This is a genomic window from Achromobacter sp. MUI-25009338 (genome assembly GCF_057359325.1).
In genome coordinates, this window is record NZ_CM170627.1 from 5,311,775 (window position 1) to 5,331,978 (window position 20,204).

General features: G+C 68.6%; 24 protein-coding genes. 17 read left to right on the plus strand and 7 right to left on the minus strand.

The features are described from left to right. Positions 1 to 131: 131 nt before the first annotated feature. Genes AC1IQ6_RS25065 through AC1IQ6_RS25090 form a run of 6 tightly spaced genes read left to right on the plus strand, consistent with a single transcriptional unit; the run spans position 132 to position 3,945 of the window. Positions 132 to 821, plus strand: a complete 690-nt coding sequence (locus AC1IQ6_RS25065) for a 3-oxoacid CoA-transferase subunit A (protein ID WP_102775689.1) — start codon at positions 132 to 134, stop codon at positions 819 to 821. Further along, entirely contained in the window at positions 818 to 1,462 is a 645-nt protein-coding gene (locus tag AC1IQ6_RS25070; protein ID WP_102775688.1) for a 3-oxoacid CoA-transferase subunit B, read from the plus strand. Before AC1IQ6_RS25065 ends, AC1IQ6_RS25070 begins: the two co-directional genes overlap by 4 nt. 57 nt (positions 1,463 to 1,519) lie before the next feature. After that, positions 1,520 to 1,795: a muconolactone Delta-isomerase gene (gene catC, locus AC1IQ6_RS25075; RefSeq protein ID WP_102775687.1), complete on the plus strand. Its 276-nt coding sequence runs from the start codon at positions 1,520 to 1,522 to the stop codon at positions 1,793 to 1,795. Positions 1,796 to 1,807: 12 nt separating this feature from the next. Continuing rightward, on the plus strand, positions 1,808 to 2,104 hold the full coding sequence (locus AC1IQ6_RS25080) for a YciI family protein (RefSeq protein WP_102775686.1): 297 nt from the start codon (positions 1,808 to 1,810) through the stop codon (positions 2,102 to 2,104). A 15-nt stretch (positions 2,105 to 2,119) separates the two neighbouring features. After that, entirely contained in the window at positions 2,120 to 2,899 is a 780-nt protein-coding gene (gene pcaD, locus AC1IQ6_RS25085; RefSeq protein WP_102775685.1) for a 3-oxoadipate enol-lactonase, read from the plus strand. A 5-nt stretch (positions 2,900 to 2,904) separates the two neighbouring features. Beyond that, complete coding sequence (locus AC1IQ6_RS25090; RefSeq protein WP_111826781.1) at positions 2,905 to 3,945, plus strand: cyclase family protein; 1,041 nt, start codon at positions 2,905 to 2,907, stop codon at positions 3,943 to 3,945. A gap of 22 nt (positions 3,946 to 3,967) precedes the next feature. Here the strand turns inward: AC1IQ6_RS25090 and AC1IQ6_RS25095 are convergent, their stop codons facing one another. Next, positions 3,968 to 4,300 (minus strand): PsiF family protein, encoded by a 333-nt coding sequence (locus AC1IQ6_RS25095; RefSeq protein WP_111826782.1) that lies wholly within the window; start codon positions 4,298 to 4,300, stop codon positions 3,968 to 3,970. Positions 4,301 to 4,528: 228 nt separating this feature from the next. Between AC1IQ6_RS25095 and AC1IQ6_RS25100 the strand changes: the two genes are divergently transcribed. The 3 genes from AC1IQ6_RS25100 (at position 4,529) to AC1IQ6_RS25110 (ending at position 6,271) form a co-directional block, all read left to right on the plus strand. Then, the gene (locus AC1IQ6_RS25100; RefSeq protein WP_485865450.1) at positions 4,529 to 4,867 is read left to right on the plus strand and encodes an FxLYD domain-containing protein; all 339 of its coding nucleotides are present in this window, start codon (positions 4,529 to 4,531) and stop codon (positions 4,865 to 4,867) included. Positions 4,868 to 5,022: 155 nt separating this feature from the next. Further along, on the plus strand, positions 5,023 to 5,673 hold the full coding sequence (locus AC1IQ6_RS25105; RefSeq protein WP_102775682.1) for a carbonic anhydrase: 651 nt from the start codon (positions 5,023 to 5,025) through the stop codon (positions 5,671 to 5,673). Positions 5,674 to 5,770: 97 nt separating this feature from the next. Continuing rightward, positions 5,771 to 6,271 (plus strand): hypothetical protein, encoded by a 501-nt coding sequence (locus AC1IQ6_RS25110; RefSeq protein ID WP_485865451.1) that lies wholly within the window; start codon positions 5,771 to 5,773, stop codon positions 6,269 to 6,271. Here AC1IQ6_RS25110 and AC1IQ6_RS25115 read toward each other — a convergent pair. After that, positions 6,268 to 7,602, minus strand: coding sequence for a DUF3100 domain-containing protein (locus tag AC1IQ6_RS25115; RefSeq protein WP_485865452.1), 1,335 nt, complete (start codon positions 7,600 to 7,602; stop codon positions 6,268 to 6,270). The genes AC1IQ6_RS25110 and AC1IQ6_RS25115 overlap by 4 nt on opposite strands. A gap of 246 nt (positions 7,603 to 7,848) precedes the next feature. Between AC1IQ6_RS25115 and AC1IQ6_RS25120 the strand changes: the two genes are divergently transcribed. The 3 genes from AC1IQ6_RS25120 (at position 7,849) to AC1IQ6_RS25130 (ending at position 11,354) form a co-directional block, all read left to right on the plus strand. Beyond that, positions 7,849 to 8,769 carry a LysR family transcriptional regulator gene (locus tag AC1IQ6_RS25120; protein ID WP_111826784.1) on the plus strand — a complete coding sequence of 307 codons (921 nt, stop codon included), beginning with the start codon at positions 7,849 to 7,851 and terminating at the stop codon, positions 8,767 to 8,769. Between the two features lie 304 nt (positions 8,770 to 9,073). Continuing rightward, positions 9,074 to 10,816 carry a nitrite/sulfite reductase gene (locus tag AC1IQ6_RS25125; protein WP_111826785.1) on the plus strand — a complete coding sequence of 581 codons (1,743 nt, stop codon included), beginning with the start codon at positions 9,074 to 9,076 and terminating at the stop codon, positions 10,814 to 10,816. Continuing rightward, the gene (locus AC1IQ6_RS25130) at positions 10,809 to 11,354 is read left to right on the plus strand and encodes a DUF934 domain-containing protein (protein WP_485865453.1); all 546 of its coding nucleotides are present in this window, start codon (positions 10,809 to 10,811) and stop codon (positions 11,352 to 11,354) included. The genes AC1IQ6_RS25125 and AC1IQ6_RS25130 overlap by 8 nt, the downstream gene beginning before the upstream one ends. Here AC1IQ6_RS25130 and AC1IQ6_RS25135 read toward each other — a convergent pair. Beyond that, complete coding sequence (locus AC1IQ6_RS25135) at positions 11,351 to 12,118, minus strand: IclR family transcriptional regulator (protein ID WP_102775676.1); 768 nt, start codon at positions 12,116 to 12,118, stop codon at positions 11,351 to 11,353. The two genes, AC1IQ6_RS25130 and AC1IQ6_RS25135, sit on opposite strands and share 4 nt — an antisense overlap. A 103-nt stretch (positions 12,119 to 12,221) precedes the next feature. On the opposite strand from AC1IQ6_RS25135, the gene AC1IQ6_RS25140 reads away from it, so the two are divergent. From AC1IQ6_RS25140 to AC1IQ6_RS25155, 4 genes are read left to right on the plus strand one after another with little or no spacing between them, the layout of a single operon-like run. Further along, positions 12,222 to 13,199 (plus strand): Bug family tripartite tricarboxylate transporter substrate binding protein, encoded by a 978-nt coding sequence (locus tag AC1IQ6_RS25140; protein WP_485865454.1) that lies wholly within the window; start codon positions 12,222 to 12,224, stop codon positions 13,197 to 13,199. Between the two features lie 25 nt (positions 13,200 to 13,224). Then, a complete protein-coding gene (locus AC1IQ6_RS25145) occupies positions 13,225 to 14,733 on the plus strand; it encodes a class I adenylate-forming enzyme family protein (protein WP_485865455.1) in 1,509 nt (502 codons plus the stop codon). Beyond that, a complete protein-coding gene (locus tag AC1IQ6_RS25150) occupies positions 14,730 to 15,518 on the plus strand; it encodes a citryl-CoA lyase (RefSeq protein ID WP_102775673.1) in 789 nt (262 codons plus the stop codon). The genes AC1IQ6_RS25145 and AC1IQ6_RS25150 overlap by 4 nt, the downstream gene beginning before the upstream one ends. Then, the gene (locus tag AC1IQ6_RS25155) at positions 15,515 to 16,324 is read left to right on the plus strand and encodes an SDR family NAD(P)-dependent oxidoreductase (RefSeq protein ID WP_485865456.1); all 810 of its coding nucleotides are present in this window, start codon (positions 15,515 to 15,517) and stop codon (positions 16,322 to 16,324) included. The genes AC1IQ6_RS25150 and AC1IQ6_RS25155 overlap by 4 nt, the downstream gene beginning before the upstream one ends. A 9-nt stretch (positions 16,325 to 16,333) precedes the next feature. Here AC1IQ6_RS25155 and AC1IQ6_RS25160 read toward each other — a convergent pair whose 3' ends face one another. Further along, entirely contained in the window at positions 16,334 to 17,128 is a 795-nt protein-coding gene (locus tag AC1IQ6_RS25160) for a MetQ/NlpA family ABC transporter substrate-binding protein (protein ID WP_102775671.1), read from the minus strand. 171 nt (positions 17,129 to 17,299) lie between these two features. Between AC1IQ6_RS25160 and AC1IQ6_RS25165 the strand changes: the two genes are divergently transcribed. Beyond that, on the plus strand, positions 17,300 to 18,373 hold the full coding sequence (locus tag AC1IQ6_RS25165; protein ID WP_111826789.1) for a DUF6817 domain-containing protein: 1,074 nt from the start codon (positions 17,300 to 17,302) through the stop codon (positions 18,371 to 18,373). 3 nt (positions 18,374 to 18,376) lie between these two features. Here the strand turns inward: AC1IQ6_RS25165 and AC1IQ6_RS25170 are convergent, their stop codons facing one another. The 3 genes from AC1IQ6_RS25170 to prmC form a co-directional block, all read right to left on the minus strand. Then, positions 18,377 to 18,940, minus strand: coding sequence for a UbiX family flavin prenyltransferase (locus AC1IQ6_RS25170; RefSeq protein WP_102775669.1), 564 nt, complete (start codon positions 18,938 to 18,940; stop codon positions 18,377 to 18,379). Positions 18,941 to 18,948: 8 nt separating this feature from the next. After that, a complete protein-coding gene (gene grxD, locus AC1IQ6_RS25175; RefSeq protein WP_102775668.1) occupies positions 18,949 to 19,275 on the minus strand; it encodes a Grx4 family monothiol glutaredoxin in 327 nt (108 codons plus the stop codon). Positions 19,276 to 19,368: 93 nt separating this feature from the next. Beyond that, the gene (gene prmC, locus AC1IQ6_RS25180; RefSeq protein WP_102775667.1) at positions 19,369 to 20,193 is read right to left on the minus strand and encodes a peptide chain release factor N(5)-glutamine methyltransferase; all 825 of its coding nucleotides are present in this window, start codon (positions 20,191 to 20,193) and stop codon (positions 19,369 to 19,371) included. Positions 20,194 to 20,204: the final 11 nt, after the last annotated feature.

Here is a 20,204-nt window from a genome sequence, read left to right on the forward strand (position 1 = left end):
CGTTGCCCTGGTCGGCAACCCTGTACCGGGGCGGCGCAGCATTGCCATCCCCCATGAAATCAATGTTCTTCTGAAGAACGAAAGTTCTAATTGAGAACAAATTATGACACGCCACCTTATGAGCGAACACCATGATCTCTAAACTCGTTGCAAGCGCTGCGGACGCCCTCGCCGACGTCCCCGACGGCGCCACCGTCATGATCGGCGGCTTCGGCACCGCCGGCCAGCCCATGGAACTGATCGACGCGCTGCTCGAACAGGGCGCCAAGGATCTGGTCATCATCAACAACAACGCGGGCAACGGCACCACCGGCCTGGCCGCCCTCCTGGGCGCGAACCGCGTGCGCAAAATCATCTGCTCGTTCCCGCGCCAGGTGGACTCGCAGATCTTCGACGGCCTGTACCGCAGCGGCAAGATCGAGCTGGAACTGGTGCCGCAGGGCAACCTGGCCGAGCGCATCCGCGCCGCCGGCGCCGGCATCGGCGCGTTCTTCTCGCCCACCGGCTACGGCACCCCGCTGGCCGACGGCAAGGAAACCCGGGAAATCAACGGCCGCCAGTATGTGCTGGAATATCCGCTGCATGCCGACTACGCGCTCATCAAGGCCGAGCGCGGCGACCGCTGGGGCAACCTGGTGTACCGCAAGACGGCCCGCAACTTCGGCCCCATCATGGCCAGCGCCGCGCGCGTGGCCGTGGCCCAGGTGCGCGAAGTGGTGGAACTGGGCGAACTGGACCCCGAAACCGTCGTGACCCCCGGCATCTTCGTCAAGCGCGTCGTGCAGATCGATGCCCGCCCCGCCCCCAAGGAGCAGCAATGAGCACCAAACTGACCCGCGACCAGATCGCCGCCCGCGTCGCCCGGGACATCCCCGAAGGCGCCTACGTCAACCTCGGCATCGGCCTGCCCACGCTGGTGGCCAACCACCTGCCGGCCGACCGCGAAGTCATCCTGCACACCGAGAACGGCATGCTGGGCATGGGCCCCGCGCCGGCCAAGGGCGAGGAAGACTATGACCTGATCAACGCCGGCAAGCAGCCCGTGACCGAGCTGCCCGGCTGCTCCTTCTTCCACCACGCCGACTCGTTCGCGATGATGCGCGGCGGCCACCTGGACATCTGCGTGCTGGGCGCCTTCCAGGTGTCGCAGCACGGCGACCTGGCCAACTGGCACACCGGCGCGCCCGACGCCATCCCCGCCGTGGGCGGCGCGATGGACCTGGCCATCGGCGCCAAGGACGTGTTCGTGATGATGGAGCTGCAGACCCGCGACGGCCAGAGCAAGCTGGTCGAAGCCTGCACCTATCCGCTGACCGGCGTGCGCTGCGTGTCGCGCGTCTACACCGACGTGGCGGTGTTCGACATCGGCGCCGACGGCGTGACCGTCACCGACATGTTCGGCGGCACCACCGCCGACGAGCTGCTGCGCCTGACCGGCCTGCCGCTGAAGTTTTCCAACTGAGTTTCGAAGCGCCGCCTCGGTCCCGCCGGGGCGGATTTTTTTACGGAGAGAATCATCATGCTGTTCATGGTCCAAATGCAGGTCAATCTTCCCGTCGACATGCCGGCCGAGCGCGCCGACAAGCTCAAGGCCGACGAAAAGGCGCTGGCGCAGCAGCTGCAGCGCGACGGCAAGTGGAAGAACCTCTGGCGCGTGGCCGGCCGCTACGCCAACGTCAGCATCTTCGACGTCGAAAGCAATGACGAGCTGCACACGCTGCTGTCGTCGCTGCCGCTGTTCCCCTACATGGACATCCAGGTGACGGCGCTGGCGCGCCATCCCTCGGCGATCTGAACGGAGGCGTCCATGCCGTACATCATCGAAACCTTCGACAAGCCCGGCCACCTGGAGGTGCGCAAGCAGCACCGCGCCGCCCACCTGGAATTCCTGGACGCCAACAAGCGGCTGCTGCTGGCCTGCGGCGCCAAGCTGCATGACGACGGCACGGACGCCGGCGGCGGCCTGTACGTGGTCGACCTGGACAGCCGCGAAGCCGCGCAGCAATTCATCGACGCCGATCCGTTCTCCAAGGCCGACCTGTTCGAACGCGTGACCATCACGCGCTGGCGCAAGGCCTACGTCGACGGCGCCTGCTATCTGTAATTGAAGGAAACCCACATGTCTTACGCCGATCTCAGCCAGGCCCGGCTGTACTACGTCATCGATGGCCCCGCCGACGCGCCGGTGCTCGTGCTCTCCAATTCGCTGGGCACCTGCGCCGACATGTGGGCCCGCCAGATCCCCGAACTGAGCAAGCATTTCCGCGTGCTGCGCTACGACACCCGCGGCCACGGCAAATCCTCGGTCCCCGAAGGCGAATACAGCTTCGAGCAACTGGGCAACGACGTCGCCGAACTGCTGGCGCACCTGGGCATCAAGCGCGCGCACTTCTGCGGCCTGTCGATGGGCGGCCCCACCGGCCTGTGGCTGGCGCTGGCGCGCCCCGAACTGGTGGACCGGCTGATCCTGTGCAACACCGCCGCGCGCATCGGCTCGGCCGAAGGCTGGAGCGCCCGCATCGCCGCGGTCACCGAACAGAAGCTGGAGAACATGGCGCCGACGCTGGTCGAGCGCTGGCTCACCGACGGCTACCGCGCCGCCGAGCCGGGCCTGACCCAGGTGCTGGTCGACATGCTGCGCCGCACGCCGGACGCCGGCTATTGCGGCAACTGCGCCGCGCTGCGCGACGCGGACTTCCGCGAACAGGTGGCCTCCATCTCTGCGCCCACGCTGGTCATCAGCAGCACGCACGACCTGGCCGCCACGCCCGCCCAGGGCCAGGAACTGGCCGCCGCCATCCCGGGCGCGCGCTATCTCGAATTGAACACCTCCCACATCTCCAACTGGGAGCAACCGGAAGCCTTCACCCGCGCGGTGCTCGACTTCCTGACGGAGTAACCCGCATGCAGCGCTGGAAACAGCGGCCCGAAGGCTCCAACTGGGGCGACTTCGGGCCCGACGACCAACTCGGCCGCCTGAATCTCATCACCGAAGAACAGGTCCTCAAGGGCGCGCGCGAAATCCGCGCCGGCAAGACCTTCTGCCTGTCGCTGCCGCTGGACCTGCCGGGCGGCAACGTGCTCAACCCGCGGCGCCATCCGCCGCAGCTCAGCCCCACCCGCCTGGCGGACACGCCGTACCTGAATTTTCCGCTGCGCAACGTCAACCCGGACGCCGTGGACGTGCTGAGCGACGACCAGGTGCTGCTGTCCATGCAGTACTCCACCCAGTGGGACGCGCTGGCCCACGTCGGCGCGCTGTTCGACGCCGACGGCGACGGCAAGCCGGAACTGCGCTACTACAACGGCTACCAGGCCGGCGTGGACGTGATCGGCCCGGCCGACGGCGACCACACCGGCTGCGGCTGCAACAGCGGCGGCCCCTCGGCGGCGCTGAAGCTGGGCGTGGAAAACCTGGCCCAGAAAGGCATGCAGGGCCGCGGCGTGCTGGTGGACCTGCTGCGCCACTACGGCCCCGGGCGCACGCTGATCGGCCACGCGGAACTGATCCGCGCGCTCGAGGCCGACGGCATCGAGATCGAGGCCGGCGACATGCTGGTGCTGCGCACCGGCTACGCCGAAGCGGTCGTCGCCATGAACGGCAAGCCCGACGCCGAAGTGCTGCATGGCTACGGCGCCGCGCTGGACGGCACCGACGCGGCGCTGCTGCAATGGATCACCGACAGCGGCATCGCCGCCATCTGCGCCGACAACTACGCGGTCGAGGCCTACCCGGCCCGCGAAAAAAGCGGGCCGCGCGCCATGCTCCCGCTGCACCACCACTGCCTGTTCAAGCTGGGCCTGCCCCTGGCGGAGCTGTGGTACCTGAAGGAGCTGGCCGACTGGCTGCACGCCAACGGCCGCCACCGCTTCATGCTGACGGCGCCGCCGCTGCGCCTGCCGCACGCCATCGGTTCGCCGGTGACGCCGGTCGCGACGGTGTAGGCCGAGGCGCCGAGCCGCGGCGCTAGCCCTTCAGGCAGGTGCTCATGAAGGCCTTGCGCTTGTCGCCGGTGAGCTTCTGCTCGCCGGCTTTCGCATTGCAGTCCGTCATCTTCTGCTGCTGCGGCGTGAGCTGCTTGGCCGGCGCGGTCTCGCCCTTCAGGCAGCTGCTCATGTAGGCCTTGCGCTCGTCGCCCTTCTTGCCTTCGGCGGACTTGTTGCAGTCCGTCATGCGCTGCTGCTGCGGCGTGGGGGTCTTGGCGGGCGTGGTCGCGGCCGGCGTCTGGGCCCAGGACGCGCCGGCGAAACAGGCGGACAACAGGATGGCAGAAGCAAACTGGCTGGTACGGGAAAGCATGGTTCCTCCCTTGGGCGTCCGCGCGCCTCGGGGTCAGGCGCGACGCGGACCGCTCGATCCGCCGGCCCAATCGCCGGCCCGGTCATCATCGAACAAACCGGACGCCGCCGCAAGATCCCGGAAAGTCAAGAATCGCCAAGGCGGCGATTCATACCTTTGCCCTGTTGTGTCCGCGCCCGGAAAGGTGTGAGATAGGCGCAATCCGTCCCGGCCGCACAGGAGAGCGCCATGAAATCCGTACTCGTGTCCTGCGCACTGCTCGCCGGCCTGCCTCTTGCGGCCGGCGCGCAGGATCTCGTCTATGGCGTCACGCTGGGCAACGTCCAGGCGGTGCGCGACGTCAGCCAGAACCTCTCGGCCATCACCGGCCTGCTGGCCAACCAGTCCGACCGCGCCATCGACGGCGTCTGGCTGACCTTCGTGCTGTACGACGAGCAGGGCCGCGAAGTGGGCCGCCTGCGCAACGATGTGCCCGGCCCGCTTGCGCCCGGTCAGATCAAGCCGATCCGGGCGGTCACGCCGCTGCGGTTCGCCCGCGTCACGGCGCTGGACGTAGACGCCCGCTAGCCGGCCAGCCCGCCGCCAAAAACCCTGATTTCATCAGGGTTTAGCGGCCGTGGCGCGGGTCCAGGTGTGGGAAAATCACGGCTGTCGACTCGATAAAAGGGGCTTCCAACGAAGCCCCTTGTCGCGTATGTCGGCGCAACGAGGAAGAAAAGATCATGTTTCCAAAAAGACTCTCTGAAGGCTATCAATCATTCCTGAAAGGCCGTTTCCACTCGGAACGCAGCCGATACCAGAAACTGGCCGAAATTGGGCAAAGCCCGGAAATCCTGATCATCGGGTGTTGCGACTCCCGCGTCTCGCCCGAAGTCATCTTCGACGCCGGCCCCGGCGAAATGTTCGTGATCCGCAACGTCGCCAACCTGGTGCCGCCCTGCGACCCCGACACCGAATCCTCCTACCACGGCACCAGCGCCGCCATCGAATTCGCCGTCAACGGCCTGAACGTCAAGCACATCGTGGTGCTGGGCCACGCCTCCTGTGGCGGCATCCGCTCCTTCTTCGACGGCGCCAAGCCGCTGTCCAAGGGCGATTTCATCGGCAAGTGGATGTCGCAGATCGAGCCCGTGGCCGAACGCCTCGGCCCGGCCACCGGCGACCGCCAGGCCAACCTCAAGCGCCTGGAGCTGGCCACGGTCGAGCACAGCCTGGAGAATCTGATGACGTTCCCGTCCATCCGCCGCCGCGTGCAGAAGGGCGAGCTGGAGCTGCACGGCACCTACTTCGGCGTGGCCACCGGCGTGCTGTTCCTGCGCGATCCCAAGACGGGCGAATTCAATCCCTGCCTGGAAACCGGCATCGTCGAATGAGCCGCGGCCCCGGAGCGCCGGGGCGTTTCCTGCTACATTGGACTTGTGACCCGCTGAACCGGCCCGCCCGCGGACCGGCCACGACAGGGAGCCTCGCATGGACATTGCAGCGATCCCCGCCATTGCCCGCGTCGCCGCGCCCTACCCGGCGCGCGTGCCGCTGATCGACGAGACCCGGCCCGCCTGGGCGACGCCTCGGGCGGCTGAAGCGGCTGAAAGCCCACCCGCCCCGCAGCCTGCGCGCAGCCGCGACCAGGCGCCGCCCGCCCCCATCGCCGGCATGGCGCCGCGCCCCGACCCGGACCTGCTGCGCGACCAGTACGCCGAGGCGCGCATGCGCCGCGCCATCGCCGACTACGCCGCCGCGCCTGCCGAGGCGGCGGCCCGGGCCAACGACTGGGGCACCATAGAAGGCCTGGCGCCCTTGCAGCCCTACCGCCTGGCCATGGGCAACCCGCAGGTGCAGGAATGGCAGGCCGCCGCGGCCGTCAAGGCCATGGGCGCGGCCGTGCCCAAGGTCGCCAGCATCGGCGCCACGGAAAACGCCACCGACCAGGCGCGCTACCGTCCGGGCTTCGCGCCTCAGCCTTGGTCTTAGTGGAAGAACTCGGCGATCATCGTCGCGCCCAGGAAGGTGCCGGCGTTGGCGGCCAGGGACACCACCACGATCTTCCAGCCCAGCTTGCGGAAGGCCGGCAGGTCCTTGAGGATGGACAGCCCGGCCATCGCCAGGATCACGGTCGTGAAAGGCAGGAAATTCACCTTGCCGACCATCGCGATGATCTGGTCGGAGTACGGCAGCACGCCGGGACAGCCCGCCGTCATGGCGATCACCGACAGCACGAACACGGCCGGCAGCTTGGGCACCACGCGCAGCACCAGGTCGGTAATGACGACCAGCAGCACGATGATGGCCATGCCCGGCAGGGCGTCGGCGAACGGCACGCCATAGCCCAGGCGGTTGCCCACCAGCGCGAACAGGCCGCACACGATGTAGGCCGTCAGGCGGTCGCCGAAGCCCAGCTTGGCGCCGTGGACCGGCGCGTCTTCGGACACGCCGTCCTCGATGGCCGACGGCGCCTTGCCGCGCGAAAAGCGGCCCAGCACCGGCTCCAGCTTGCCGTACAGGAAGATGGTGGTCGGCAGCGAGATGAACAGCGTGAAGTACACGCCCACCACCGTGGTCAGCAGGTTGGCGGCGGCCGCCAGCGCGGCCACCTGGTGCGCCATCTCGGGGGTCTGCTGCGAGGCGATCGCGCCCACGCCCGCGGCCATCATGCTGCCCGAGCCCACGCCGGCGCCCATGGCGAGCGAACGCGGGTCGAAGATATTCAGGCTGGTGATGAAACCGGCCATCAGCGCCACGAACAGCGCGCCGATCACCGTGCCGGTGATGTACTCGGCCATCACGCCGCGCCCTTCGGGCGAGTTCATGCCGTAGCGCTCGCCGATGATGGCCAGGCTGGGCTCACGGCCCACCGAGAAGGTGGCGCCGATCGCCTCGCGCTTGATGCCCAGCAGCAGCGCCAGCGGCAGGCCCACGGCCATGGTGCCGAAGAAATGCCCGAACTCCTGGAACACCAGGGCCCAGCCGGCTTCGCGCACCTGCGGCAGCGCGCCGCCGACCATCAGGCCCAGCTTGGCCAGGAACGGCAGCAGCGCATATTGCAGATAGCCGCTGATGCGGGTCTGCATGGCGGTGTCGACGCCGGCGGCGGCGGGCAGGCGCTGGCCGAAGGCCGCCACGATCGCGCCGATGAAGATGGCCCACAGCATCGGCTGCAGGATGATCTTGCCCGGGCCCACCGTGAACGTCAGGCTGCCGATCGCTTCGGCAATCACCACCACCAGCAAGATGGCGGCAAGCATGCGGATGCGGCTGGAAAGCGGCATGGTGGGCGCGGCCAGGCTGGCGCTGGCTAGAGACATCGGATTCCCCTGGTGAACGTGAATGGGTCGCGGCGACGGTTGGCCGGACCGCAGGCGCCGGCGTTGCGCGCGGCAGGGCCGATTTTCGCCCCGGGGCTGGCATGCAACCATGACAGGACAAGCGTCCAAGCGTTGCGTAAAATGCAACGCATATGCTTTTCCAGGGAAAATTTTGCATGATCCCGGATAAAGCAAGGGTAAACCCTAGCATCGACCTGTGGACCTGCCGCCGCACTTCCCGCCGCCATGGACGAAAAACTGGACGCCCGACGCACCCATTACTTCATGCAGGTCATGAGCCGGGGTTCCGTGCGCGGCGCCGCCGAGGCGCTGGACATGGACCCCTCGGCGGTCAGCCGCGCCATCGCCGCCCTGGAGCGCGACTGCGGCATGACGCTGTTCGAACGCCGCGGCCGCGGCGTGGTGCCCACCGACGCCGGCCACATCCTGGCGCGCTACGTCAAGCGCCAGCAGAACATCCAGGAGAGCTTTTTCTCCGAGATCGACAGCCTGCGCAACGCCGAGCGCGGCCATATCGACCTGGTGCTGGGCGAAGGCTTCGTCGAGCTGATGTTCGACCAGGTGCTGCCCGGCTACTGGCGCAGCCATCCGGAAGTCACGCTGGACATCGACGTGGCCCGCACCTCCGAGATCGTGCAGCGCATCGTCGACGACCGCGCCTATATCGGCCTGGTGTTCCAGCCGCCCAACGACGCCCGGCTGCGCGCCCATTACGCGCGCCCCGAGCCGATCCGCGCCATCGTGCGCCAGGACCATCCGCTGGCCCGCCTGCGCCGCCCCCTGCTGCTGACCGACCTGGCCGAGTATCCCGGGGCCGCGATGCAGGAAGGCTTCGGCGTGCGCCAGCACATCCAGGCCGCCGAGATCAGCGAGCAGGTGCGGCTGCGCAACGTGCTGACCACCTCCTCGTTCAAGGCGCTGTGGCAGTTCGCCGCCGCCGGCATCGGCTATGCCCTGACCCCGCCCATCGCGGTCACGGCCGACATGCGCGCCCGGCGCCTGGCCAGCCTGCCGCTGGCCAACCCCATCCTCAACCAGGGCAGCCTGCAGGTGCTGAGCCGCGCCGGCCGTCACATTTCCCCGGCCGCGCGCGAACTGCTGGAGCACATCGTGCGCGGCATCGGCGCGTCGCCGTCGGTCGAATAAGGCGCAGGCAGGTTGCTTGCGCAGGGTCAAATGCGTGCTGCGGGGAGTCTTTGGTGTGGAGCGGGAGGGGGCTACGATGCGGGAGGCGGGGTGGCCGATGGGTTGCGCGCGCTCGATATCCGGTTTTTTGCGCAAGGATTCTCGCGCTGCACCCATCCTACGAAGGCCCGGTCGCGCGCGCAACCCATCGCCTTGCCGCGACATTACCTTATTACCACAATGACTTAGACGGCCCCGGCGGCTGCCTGCTACGGTTATGAACCCCTCGCGCCTTGCGCCGACCGAAGACTTCAAGGGCAGTGACATGTACGTGTATGACCCCGTCGACCAGCAGCTCGTCGAGCAGCGCGTCGCGCAGTTCGCCGACCAGACGCGCCGCTTTCTCGACGGCCAGCTCACCGAAGACGAATTCCGCGTTCTGCGCCTGCAGAACGGGCTGTACATCCAGCGCCACGCGCCCATGCTGCGCGTGGCCATCCCGTACGGCATGCTGGCCTCGCGCCAGCTGCGCACGCTGGCCCACATCGCGCGCAAGTGGGACCGCGGCTACGGCCATTTCAGCACGCGCCAGAACATCCAGTTCAACTGGCCCAGGCTGGAGCACGTGCCCGACATCCTGGCCGAACTGGCCACGGTGCAGATGCACGCCATCCAGACCAGCGGCAACTGCATCCGCAACACCACCACCGATCACTTCGCCGGCGTCGCGCCCGACGAGCTGGTCGATCCGCTGGTCTGGTGCGAAATCATCCGCCAGTGGTCCACGCTGCACCCCGAATTCGCCTTTCTGCCGCGCAAGTTCAAGATCGCGGTCAGCGGCGCGGTGCAGGACCGGGCGGCCGTCGGCGTGCACGACATCGGCCTGCAGGCGGTCGAGCGCGACGGCAAGCTGGGCTTTCGCGTCTGGATCGGCGGCGGCCTGGGCCGCACGCCCATCGTCGGCAAGCTGATCAATCCCTTCGTCGAATGGCAGGACCTGCTGACCTACCTGCAGGCGGCGCTGCGCGTCTACAACCTGCACGGCCGCCGCGACAACAAGTACAAGGCGCGCATCAAGATCCTGGTGAAGGACCTGACTCCCGAGGTCTACGCCCAGCAGGTCGATGAACAGTGGCAGCTGATCAAGGGCGGGCCGGACACCATCACGCAGGAATTCGTCGACACCATCAAGTCGCGTTTCGTGTGGCCGCAGTACGACGCCGCCGCCGCGCAGGAACCCGACGACACCGCCGCGCAGGCGGCCGCCGACCCGCGCTTCGCCCGCTGGCTGCGCACCAACGTGCATCCGCACAAAGTGGCCGGCTACGCCGCCGTCACCGTGTCGCTGAAGGCCACCGGCGTGCCGCCGGGCGACGTCACCGCCGACCAGATGGACGCGGTGGCCGACCTGGCCGACGACTACGGCTTCGGCGAGCTGCGCGTCTCGCACGAGCAGAACCTGATCCTGGCCGACGTGCGCCGCGCGCGCCTGCACGATCTGTGGAAGGCGCTGGAGGCGCTCAACCTGGCCACGCCCAACATCGGCCTGCTGACCAACATCATCGCCTGTCCGGGCGGGGATTTCTGCGCGCTGGCCAATGCCGTGTCGATCCCCGTGGCCGAAGCGATCCAGCGCCGCTTCGACGATCTGGACTACCTGTTCGAGATCGGCGAGCTGGACCTGAACATTTCGGGCTGCATCAACTCCTGCGGCCACCATCACGTGGGGCATATCGGCATCCTCGGCGTCGACAAGGCCGGCGAGGAGTGGTACCAGGTCACCATAGGCGGACGCCAGAACGGCGCGGCCAAGCCGCTGCCCGACATCGAATCCACGCGCGGCGGCGGCGCCGCGATCGGCCGCATCATCGGCCCGTCTTTCGCGCGCGACCAGGTCGCCGGCGTGGTCGACCGCCTGATACGCACCTACCTGGGCCTGCGCGACAGCGAGGCGGAACGCTTCATCGACGTGGTCGACCGCGTCGGGATCGAGCCGTTCAAGCAGGACGTGTATTCGGACCCCGCCTTCGCCAAACCCGCGCCCATCGAGCAACCCGCCCATGTCTGAGATCTACGCCCACGACGCTCCCGGCCCGCACCTGATCCGCGACGGCCGGCTGGAGGCCGACACGTCCCGCCCGTTCGTGCCCGAACCCGAGGTGGCCGCCGAAGGCCAGGTGCCCGGCGACGAGCCGGGCTGGATCGTGCCGCTGGCGGTCTGGAAGACCTCGCGCGCCACGCTGCGCCGCCACCGCCACCCGGTCGCGATCCTGCTGGAGCCGGACGCCGACCTGCGCGAGCTGGCCGATGCCGACGGCGTGCTGGACCCCGCCGGCATCGCCTTCATTGCGGTGGACTTTCCGGTCTACACCGACGGCCGCGGCTATTCGCTGGCGCAATTGCTGCGCACCCGCTATCGCTGGCAGGGCGAGCTGCGCGCGGTCGGCGACGTGATGATCGACACCATCCACTACCAGGCGCGGGTCGGCTTCGACAGCTTCCTGGTCAAGCCCGGCCACGATCCGCACAAGGCGCTGGAGGCCTTCCGGACGTTCACCGTGCATTACCAGAAGACCTACCGCGTGCCCGAGCCGGCGCTCGCCTAGAACATCGGCACGGGCGCCAGCTGCGCGCGGATCAGGTCGGCGATGCTGCGCTGGCGCTGCGCCTGCATGCGGTCGATGAGGCTGGACACGCTGACCGCCAGGCGCGGATAGCCGCCGGCGTCGCATAGCGCCACGCCCACGCCCAGCACGCCGGGCACCGCCGAGTTGCCCACCACCGACCAGCCGCGGCCGCGGGTGTTCTCCACCAGGCGGCGCATCTGCGCCACCGTCATGCCGCCGTAGGCGCGCAGCGCCCGTTCGTTCTGCGCCATCACTTCCTCGGCCTCGTCCGGCGGCAGCGCCGCCAGCAGCGCCAGCCCGGCCGCCCCCACGCCCAGCGGCTGGCGATGCCCCACCGTCACGGCCAGCACCTGCACGGGGTAGTTCCCGACCTCGCGGTGCAGGCACAGCGAATCGCTGCCCGCCCGGCAGATCAGGAATACCGAATCGCCGCTCACGTCGCTGATCTGGCGCAGCACCGGCCGCAGGCCGCGCACCGCCTGCGCATGGGGATCGCCCGCCATCATCACGCCCAGCTCGGCCACGCGCCAGCGCGGCGCCTCCGATTCGCGCAGCGCATAGCCCTCTTCCACCAGCACGTCCAGGTAGCGATAGACAGTGGAGCGCTGCATGCCGGCGGCGCGCGCGATGTCGACCACGTGCATGCCCGCCGCCCCGGCCTGGCGCAGCACGCCCAGCACGCGCAGGCCGCGGCGCAGCACGCGCGGGCCCGAGCCTTCCGATTCCGGTTCCGTTTTGTTCAATTTTTGGACAAGTTGCGTTGATGGGGACCCTATCAAAGCCCATTATGGGGCGGGACAGGCAAAGAACTGTCCAAATTCTAGACAACACAGGACGGAGACAACAATGAAGATTTTCAGCAAGCGGTGGGCCGCGGCGGCTGCCCTGACTACGATGTTCGCGGCCCCCGCCCTGGCGGGCCAGTATCCCGAACGCCCGGTGACGCTGGTGGTCGGCTATGCCGCCGGCGGCGCCACCGACATCGTCGCGCGCCTGGTGGCCAAATCTCTGGCCGAGGAGCTGGGCCAGCCCTTCGTGATCGAGAACAAGACCGGCGCCAACAGCAACATCGGCGCGGAAATCGTCTCGCGCGCCGCGCCGGACGGCTACATGCTGTACGTGGGCTCCATCGCCAACACCATCAACCGCACGCTCTACAGCCAGCTGAACTACGATTTCGTCAAGGGATTCGAGCCCATCGGCCTGTTGGCCACCATCCCCAACGTCCTGGTGGTCAACCCCAAGATGCCGGTCAAGACGGTGCAGGAATACATCGCCTACGCCAAGTCCAATCCCGGCAAGCTGAGCTGCGCGTCCTCGGGCACCGGCTCGTCCATCCATCTGTCCTGCGAACTGTTCAAGATGAAGACGGGCGCCGACATCCTGCACGTGCCCTACCGCGGCAGCGGCCCGGCGGTGGCCGATCTGCTGGGCGGCCAGGTGGACTCCATGTTCGACAACCTGCCCTCGTCGCTGCCCCACGTGCAGGCCGGCAAGCTGCGCCCCATCGGCGTGACGTCGCCGCAGCGCCTGGACTCGCTGCCCGATACGCCCACGCTGGCCGAATCCGGCCTGCCCGGCTTCGACGTGGAATCCTGGTTCGGCCTGGTCGCGCCCGCGGGCACGCCCAAGCCGGTCATCGACCGCCTCAACCAGGCGCTGAACAAGGCGCTGGCCGGCCAGGCGCTGCAGGCCTCTTACAAGCAGTCGGGCTTCTACGCGCCGCAGCCCCCCAATACGCCCGAATCGTTCGGCAAGAAGATCGCCAGCGAAATCGACAAGTGGGGCGCCGTCATCAAGAGCGCCGACATCAAGGCCAACTAGGCCCCATCAAGACCAAGGAGCACAGGTGTACCCGATCGATTTCTTCTTCCGCGCCGCCGAACGCCATCCGGACCGCATCGCGCTGGACGGCCCCGAGGGCCAGGCGACGTATGCCCGGCTGGCCGCCGAAGTGCGCGCCCTGGCGGCCGCGCTGCAGGAGCTGGACCCGGCGCCGCAGACCCGCGTGGCGATCTGCGCCGGCAATTCCGCGCGGCACATTCTGGCGCTGCTGGCCGTGCTGGCCAGCGGCAAGGTCTGGGTGCCGCTGAACTACCGCAGCACCGAGCGCGAGATCGGGCGCATCCTGGAGGCCACCGAGCCGTCCATCGTGATCGTGGACGGCGTGGGCGCGCCCCTAGCGCCCGAGGCCCAGGGCCGCCATCGCATCCACCTGGAAGACGGCTCGGCGCCGCTGGCCCTGGACGCCCTGCTGGCCAGCAACGCCGGACGCACGCCGGTGCGGCACGCGCTGCCGCGCGACGCCACCCAGGCCATCAAGTTCACCGGCGGCACCACCGGGCTGCCCAAGGGCGTGATGCAGCCGTACCACGCCTGGAACGCCGGCATCGTCAACCAGATCGCCAGCTGGGAACTGACCGAGGACGACCGCTACGTCGTGGCCGCCCCCGTCACGCACGGCACCGGCACCTACCTGCTGCCGGTCCTGGCCCAGGGCGGCACCCATCTGCTGCTCGACACCGTCACCCCGGCCAGCATCACCGCCGCCTTCCGCGAACGCGGCGGCACGCTGTGCTTCATGCCGCCCACGCTGATTTACATGATCATGGCGCAGCCGGGCGTCTCGCGCGCGGACTTTCCGCGCCTGCGCAACCTGATCTATGGCGGCGCGCCCATGCCCGTCGAAAAGATCGACAAGGCGCGCGCCTTCTTCGGCCCGGTGCTGGGCACCACCTACGGCCAGACCGAAGCGCCGCAGATCGTCACCGTGCTGCGCCCCGCCGACCTCGAAGCGCCGGAGAACCGCGCCTCGGTCGGGCGCGTCACCTGGCTGAGCGACGTGGCCATCATGGGACCGGACGGCGCGCTGCTGCCGCGCGGCGAAATCGGCGAAGTCGTGGTGCAGGGCGACCTGATGATGTCCGGCTACTGGCGCCTGCCGGAAAAGACCGCCGAGACCATCGTCGACGGCTGGCTGCATACCGGCGACACCGGCCTGATCGACGCGCGCGGCTACCTGTTCCTGAAAGACCGCCTGCGCGACGTGATCATCACCGGCGGCTTCAACATCTATCCCGTGGACGTCGAGAATGCGCTGTCGGCGCATCCCGCCGTGTACGAATGCTCGGTCTTCGGCCTGCCCGACGACAAATGGGGCGAGGCCGTGCACGCCGCCGTCCAGTTCCATCCCGGGGCGCAGGCCAGCGCCGACGAGCTCAAGGCGCACGTGCGCGGCCTGCTCGGGCCGGTGGCCACGCCCAAGCAGTTCCATATCCATGACAGCCTGCCGCGTTCCAACGTGGGCAAGGTATTGAAGAACGCCGTGCGCGACGCGGCCCTCAAGGAGACAGCATGAAAACGCCCGAAACCCGCCTGTGCGCGCATCATCTCACCGGCATGTCCTACCGCGACGTCGATCTGGTCGAGGACCTGATCGGCAAGAAAACCTTCACCGAAGTCATGATCATGCAGATCCTGGGCCGCGAGGCGCGCCCGGTGGACCTGCGCATCGTCGACGCGGTGCTGGTCACGCTGATGGAACACGGCCTGACGCCCAGCGCCATCACCACGCGCCTGATCTACATGAGCGCGCCGGAAAACCTGCAGGGCGCCGTGGCCTCCGGGCTGATGGCGGTGGGCAGCCAGTTCGTCGGCACCATGGAGAACTGCTCGCGCCTGCTGGACCGCATCCGCCAGGCCGCCGACGGCGAGGCCGAGGCGCTGGCCATCGCGCGCGAATTCCGCGAGTCGCGCCGCCCCCTGCCGGGCTTCGGCCACCATCTGCACAAGCCGGACGATCCGCGCTCGATCAAGCTGCTGGCGCTGGCCGAGGCCGAGCCGGATCTGCCGGGAGACTCGCTCAAGGCGCTGCGCCTGCTGGCCTCGGCCATCGACGCCACCTACGGCAAGCACATCACCATCAACGCCACCGGCGCGGTGGCCGCGCTGCTGAGCGAGATCGGCGTGCCCACCGACCTGATGCGCGGCTTCGCCGTGATCTCGCGCGCCGCCGGCCTGGTGTCGCACGTGGCCGAGGAACAGCAAAGCCCCTCGGGCCGCTATATCTGGGAAACCATCGACCACGCCATTCCGTACGTGGGCGCGGGCAAGTCGCACCAGCAGGGCGGGGAACAGTCATGACCGCCGTCAACGACACCCGCCTGGCGGGCAAGATCGTGCTGGTGGCCGGCGCCGGCGCCTCGGCCGCCGGCTGGAGCATCGGCAAGGCCAGCTGCGTGACCATGGCGCGCCAGGGGGCCTCCATCGTCGCGCTGGACGCCAGCATGGAAGCGGCCGAAGACGCGGCCCACGAAGTCGAACTGGCCGGCGGCAGCGCCCTGCCCGTGCAGGCCGACGTCGCCGATCCGGACGCGATGCAGGCCGCGGTGGACGCGGCGCTGCGCCGCTATGGCCGCATCGACGTGCTGCAGGCCAACGCCGGCATCGGCAAGGTCGGCGGCCCCGAGGACATCTCGCTGCAGGACTGGGACCGCATCCAGCAGGTCAACGTGACCAGCCTGCTCATCGCCACGCGGCTGCTGGCCCCGCTGATGCGCGGGCAAGGCGGCGGCGCCATCGTCACTGTCTCGTCGGTGGCCGGCATCCGCTACACGGGCTATCCGCACCTGGCGTACAGCGTGACCAAGGCGGCCGTGATCCACTTCGCCCGCATGGCCGCGCAACAATACGCCGCCGACCGCATCCGCGTGAACACCGTGATTCCGGGCCTGATCGACACGCCGCGCGTGGCGAAGAATGTGGCGCGCATGTTCGACGCCGACGCCAAGGCCGCCAGCGCGGCGCGCGACAAGCAGGTCCCGATGGGGCGCATGGGCACGCCGTGGGAAGTGGCCAATGCCGTCGCGTTCCTGGCGTCGGATGAAGCGTCCTACATCACCGGCACGGAACTGGTCGTGGACGGCGGGCTTACCGGCAAGTACGTGTAAACGGCGGGCTTACCAGGAGGTCGAATAGGCGCCGGGGAACTGCCGGGCGACGAAGGCCTTCACCTCGTCCGACTGGTAGGCCTTGATGAAGCGCGCGACGCGCGGGTCATTCCTGTTGTCCTCGCGGGCCGCGATCACCACCGCGGCGAAGGGCGCGTCCTTGCTTTCCAGGGCCAGCGCGTCCTTGGCCGGCGACAGGCCGGCCGGGATCGCGTAGGCCGAATTCACCGCGGCCGCGTCCACGTCCGACAGCGAGTGCGGCAGTTGCGCGGCCTCGATCTCGATGAACTTCAGCTTCTTCGGATTCTGCTCCACGTCGAACAGCGAAGCCGTCACGGTCACGCCGTCCTTGAGCGTGATCAGCTTGGCGGCGGCCAGCACCAGCAGGGCGCGCGCGCCGTTGGTGGGATCGTTCGGGATGGCCACCTTGCCGCCCTGCGGCAGCTCGTCCAGCGACTTCAGGCGCTTGGAATAGATGCCCATCTGCTGCACCACGGCGGTCGCCACCGGCACCAGCTTGTAGCCGCGCGCCTTGTTCTGCGAATCCAGGAAGGGCTTGTGCTGGTAGATGTTGAGGTCCAGCTCCTTGGCGTCCAGCGCGGCGTTCGGCTGGATGAAATCGCTGAACTCCACCAGCTTGACCTTCAGCCCGTCCTTGGCCGCCACGCGCTGCGCGACCTCGCCGATCTGCGCGTGCGGGCCGACGGTCACGCCCACCGTCAGTTCGGCGTCCTGCGCCATGGCCTGGGTGCCGGCAAAGCCCGCCAGGGCGGTGAAAACGGCCAGGAAATGGCGTAGGCGCATACGAGTCTCGCAAAGTCGGTAGGAAAGACCCCGCATTCTAGTGAGCGGGCTTCAAAACCGGAAGCGATGAATATTCATATTGATATGCGAATTACGATATAAAGCCGCGCGCCATGACAAGCCGGCGGCATCCGGACACAATACGGGCTTGCTTTCATTCATCGCGATCCCATGTCCGCCACCACAGAACTCCACCCCCACGCGCGCGCCCTGCTCTCCGACCACTACGCCGCTGTGGACGCCGACCTACCCGCCCTGCTGGACCTGCTGTTCGCCCGCAGCGCCGGCGAAGACTGGCACAAGGCCGGCACCTTCAAGCACCACCTGCTGGGCGTCTACCGCACGCTGGCGCTGTGGAACCAGCCGCGCGAAGTGCGCCTGCTGGGCCTGTTCCACAGCGTCTACGGCAATGAATACGTGGACCTCACCCTGTTCGACCGCGAGCGCGAGCGCAGCACGCTGCGCGAGGCGCTGGGCGCCGAGGCCGAGGAATGGGTGAGCCTGTTCTGCGCCATGCCGCGCACGAAGTTCGTGCAGGCCATCCTGCAAGGCCAGGGCGCGGGCCCGGACGGGCTGAAGCTCGAAGGCGCGGACGGCCAGGTCTATGCGCTCACGCCGCGCCAGGTCGCCGCTTTCATCGTCGTGTCGGCCGCCGACATCGGCGAGCAATGGCACAGCTGGCAGGACGAGATCTTCGCCGGCTATCCGCAGCAGCAGCGCCGCGACCTGAAGACGAACTGGGCCGCCTCGATGTGGCCCGGTCCGCTCAAGCCGCCGTCGAACATCCTGTCCATGCTGTCGCACCTGCTGGCGCCCTTGTCGCGCATGCCCGCCGACACCGGCATTCCGGTCCCGCCCGCGTTCGACGGCTGCCGCGCCACCCTCAGCCCGCGCGACGAAGCCGCCGCCAGCGCGCTGTACTGGCAGGTCGTGACCCGCATGCACCCGATGACCGAAATGGACAGCGCGCGCCACTTGCTGGAAGCCGCCGTGGCGCACAATCCCTGGGTGGGCGAGCCGCGCCTGCTGCTCGCGCAGCTGGCCTTGACCGCGGGCGACTTCGACGCCGCGCAGGCGCATGCCGCCGCCGGCCTCGCGGCCCTGCAGGCCTGGGGCACGGCCTGGGACAAGCGCATCGAATGGGCCGGATGGATGGCCTGGGCGCGCATCGAACTGCAAAATGCCAGGGCCCGGCAATGGCCGGAGAACCTGGCGGCGCTGAACGGATTGGGCCTGGTCCAGTAGGACCTACTTCATGCCTTCCCAGTGGGGGCCGGGCACGGCGATATCGAAGAGTTCCAGCACGCGCGCCACGGTGTGATCCACCATTTCCTCGATGGACGCGGGGCGGTGATAGAAGGCCGGCAGCGGCGGAAAGACGATGCCGCCCATTTCCGTGACGGCCGTCATGTTGCGCAGGTGCGCCAGGTTGAACGGGGTTTCACGCACCATCAGCACCAGGCGCCGCCGCTCTTTGAGCGTGACGTCGGCGGCGCGCGTGATGAGATTGTCCGACAGGCCGTGGGCCACGGCCGCCAGCGTGCGCATCGAACAGGGCACGATCACCATGCCGGCGGTCTGGAACGCGCCACTGGCCAGCGTGGCGCCCACGTCGCGCACGCTGTGCACGTGGTCGGCCAGGGCGTAGACGTCGTGGCGGCTGACGTCCAGCTCGTGCTTGATGTTGAGCACGCCGGACGCCGACACCACCAGATGCGTCTCCACGTCGTCCACGCCGCGCAGCGCCTGCAGCATGCGCACCGCGTAGAGCGCCCCGGTGGCGCCCGTGATGCCGATGACCAGCCGCCGCACGGGCTTGCTCAGGCCATTGCGCCGGATTGCTCCAGCAGGGTCTTCAGTTCGCCGGACTCGTTCATCTCATTCATGATGTCCGAGCCGCCGACGAATTCGCCGCCCACGTACAGCTGCGGAATGGTGGGCCAGCTGGAGAATTCCTTGATGCCCTGGCGGACTTCCTCGTCCTCCAGCACGTTGACCGTGACCAGCTTCTTCACGCCACAGCTCTTCAGGATCTGGATGGCCTTGCCGGAAAAGCCGCATTGCGGAAACTGGGCGGTGCCCTTCATGAACAGCACGACGGGGTGCTGGGTCACGGTTTCGCGGATGAATTCTTGAACGTCGCTCATGGTGGTCTCTTGGACAGGCGTAGGGGAATACGTCAATTATAGGTACAGCGGGAAAAATCGCCCGGATACCCCGGGAGCGGCCCGGGGTATCGTTCAGGCGGGGAGCCGGCCGCCGGAGATGCGCTCGATGCCGGCCAGGTCGCGCCGGCTGTGCACGGCCTCGAATCCGGCGGCGGCCAGCATGTCGCGCACCGCCTGCGCCTGGTCCCAGCCATGCTCCAGCCACAGCGAGCCGCCGCGCTTCAGGTGGCGCCGCGCGCCCTGCACGATGCGGGACAGGTCCTGCAGGCCGCCGGCGCCGTCGGTCAGCGCGCCGCGCGGCTCGAAGCGCACGTCGCCCTGCTCCAGGTGCGGATCGTTGCTGGCCACGTACGGCGGGTTGGACACGATCAGGTCGAAACCCTCGCCCGCCGGCACCGCCTCGTACCAGCTGCCCTCGACCAGTCGGACCGAGGCCGCCAGGTCCCAGGCGTTGCCCGCCGCCACCGCCAGCGCGGCCGCGCTGACGTCCGAAGCCATCACGCGCGCGTCGCGGCGCGCCAGCGCGATCGAAATCGCGATCGCGCCGCTGCCCGTGCCCAGGTCCAGCACCGCCGGCGCGGACAGGCCGGCCAGGCATTCCAGCGCGGTTTCCACCAGCACCTCGGTGTCCGGGCGCGGAATCAGCACGTCCGGCGTGACCCGCAGGCGGTGGCCCATGAACTCGCGATGGCCCACCAGATAGGCCATGGGCTCGCCGGCCAGGCGGCGTTGCGCCAGCGCCTCGTAGGCGGCCGCGACTTCCGGCGCGAGCGCATCGGTGTCATGCGCCAGCAGCCAGGCGCGCGGCTTGCCCAGCACGTGCTCGAGCAGCATGCGCACCTCCAGCCGCGGCAGGCGCGCATCGAGCAGCAGGGTCTTGAGCTGCGGCGGCGTCATGGCGCGGCTCC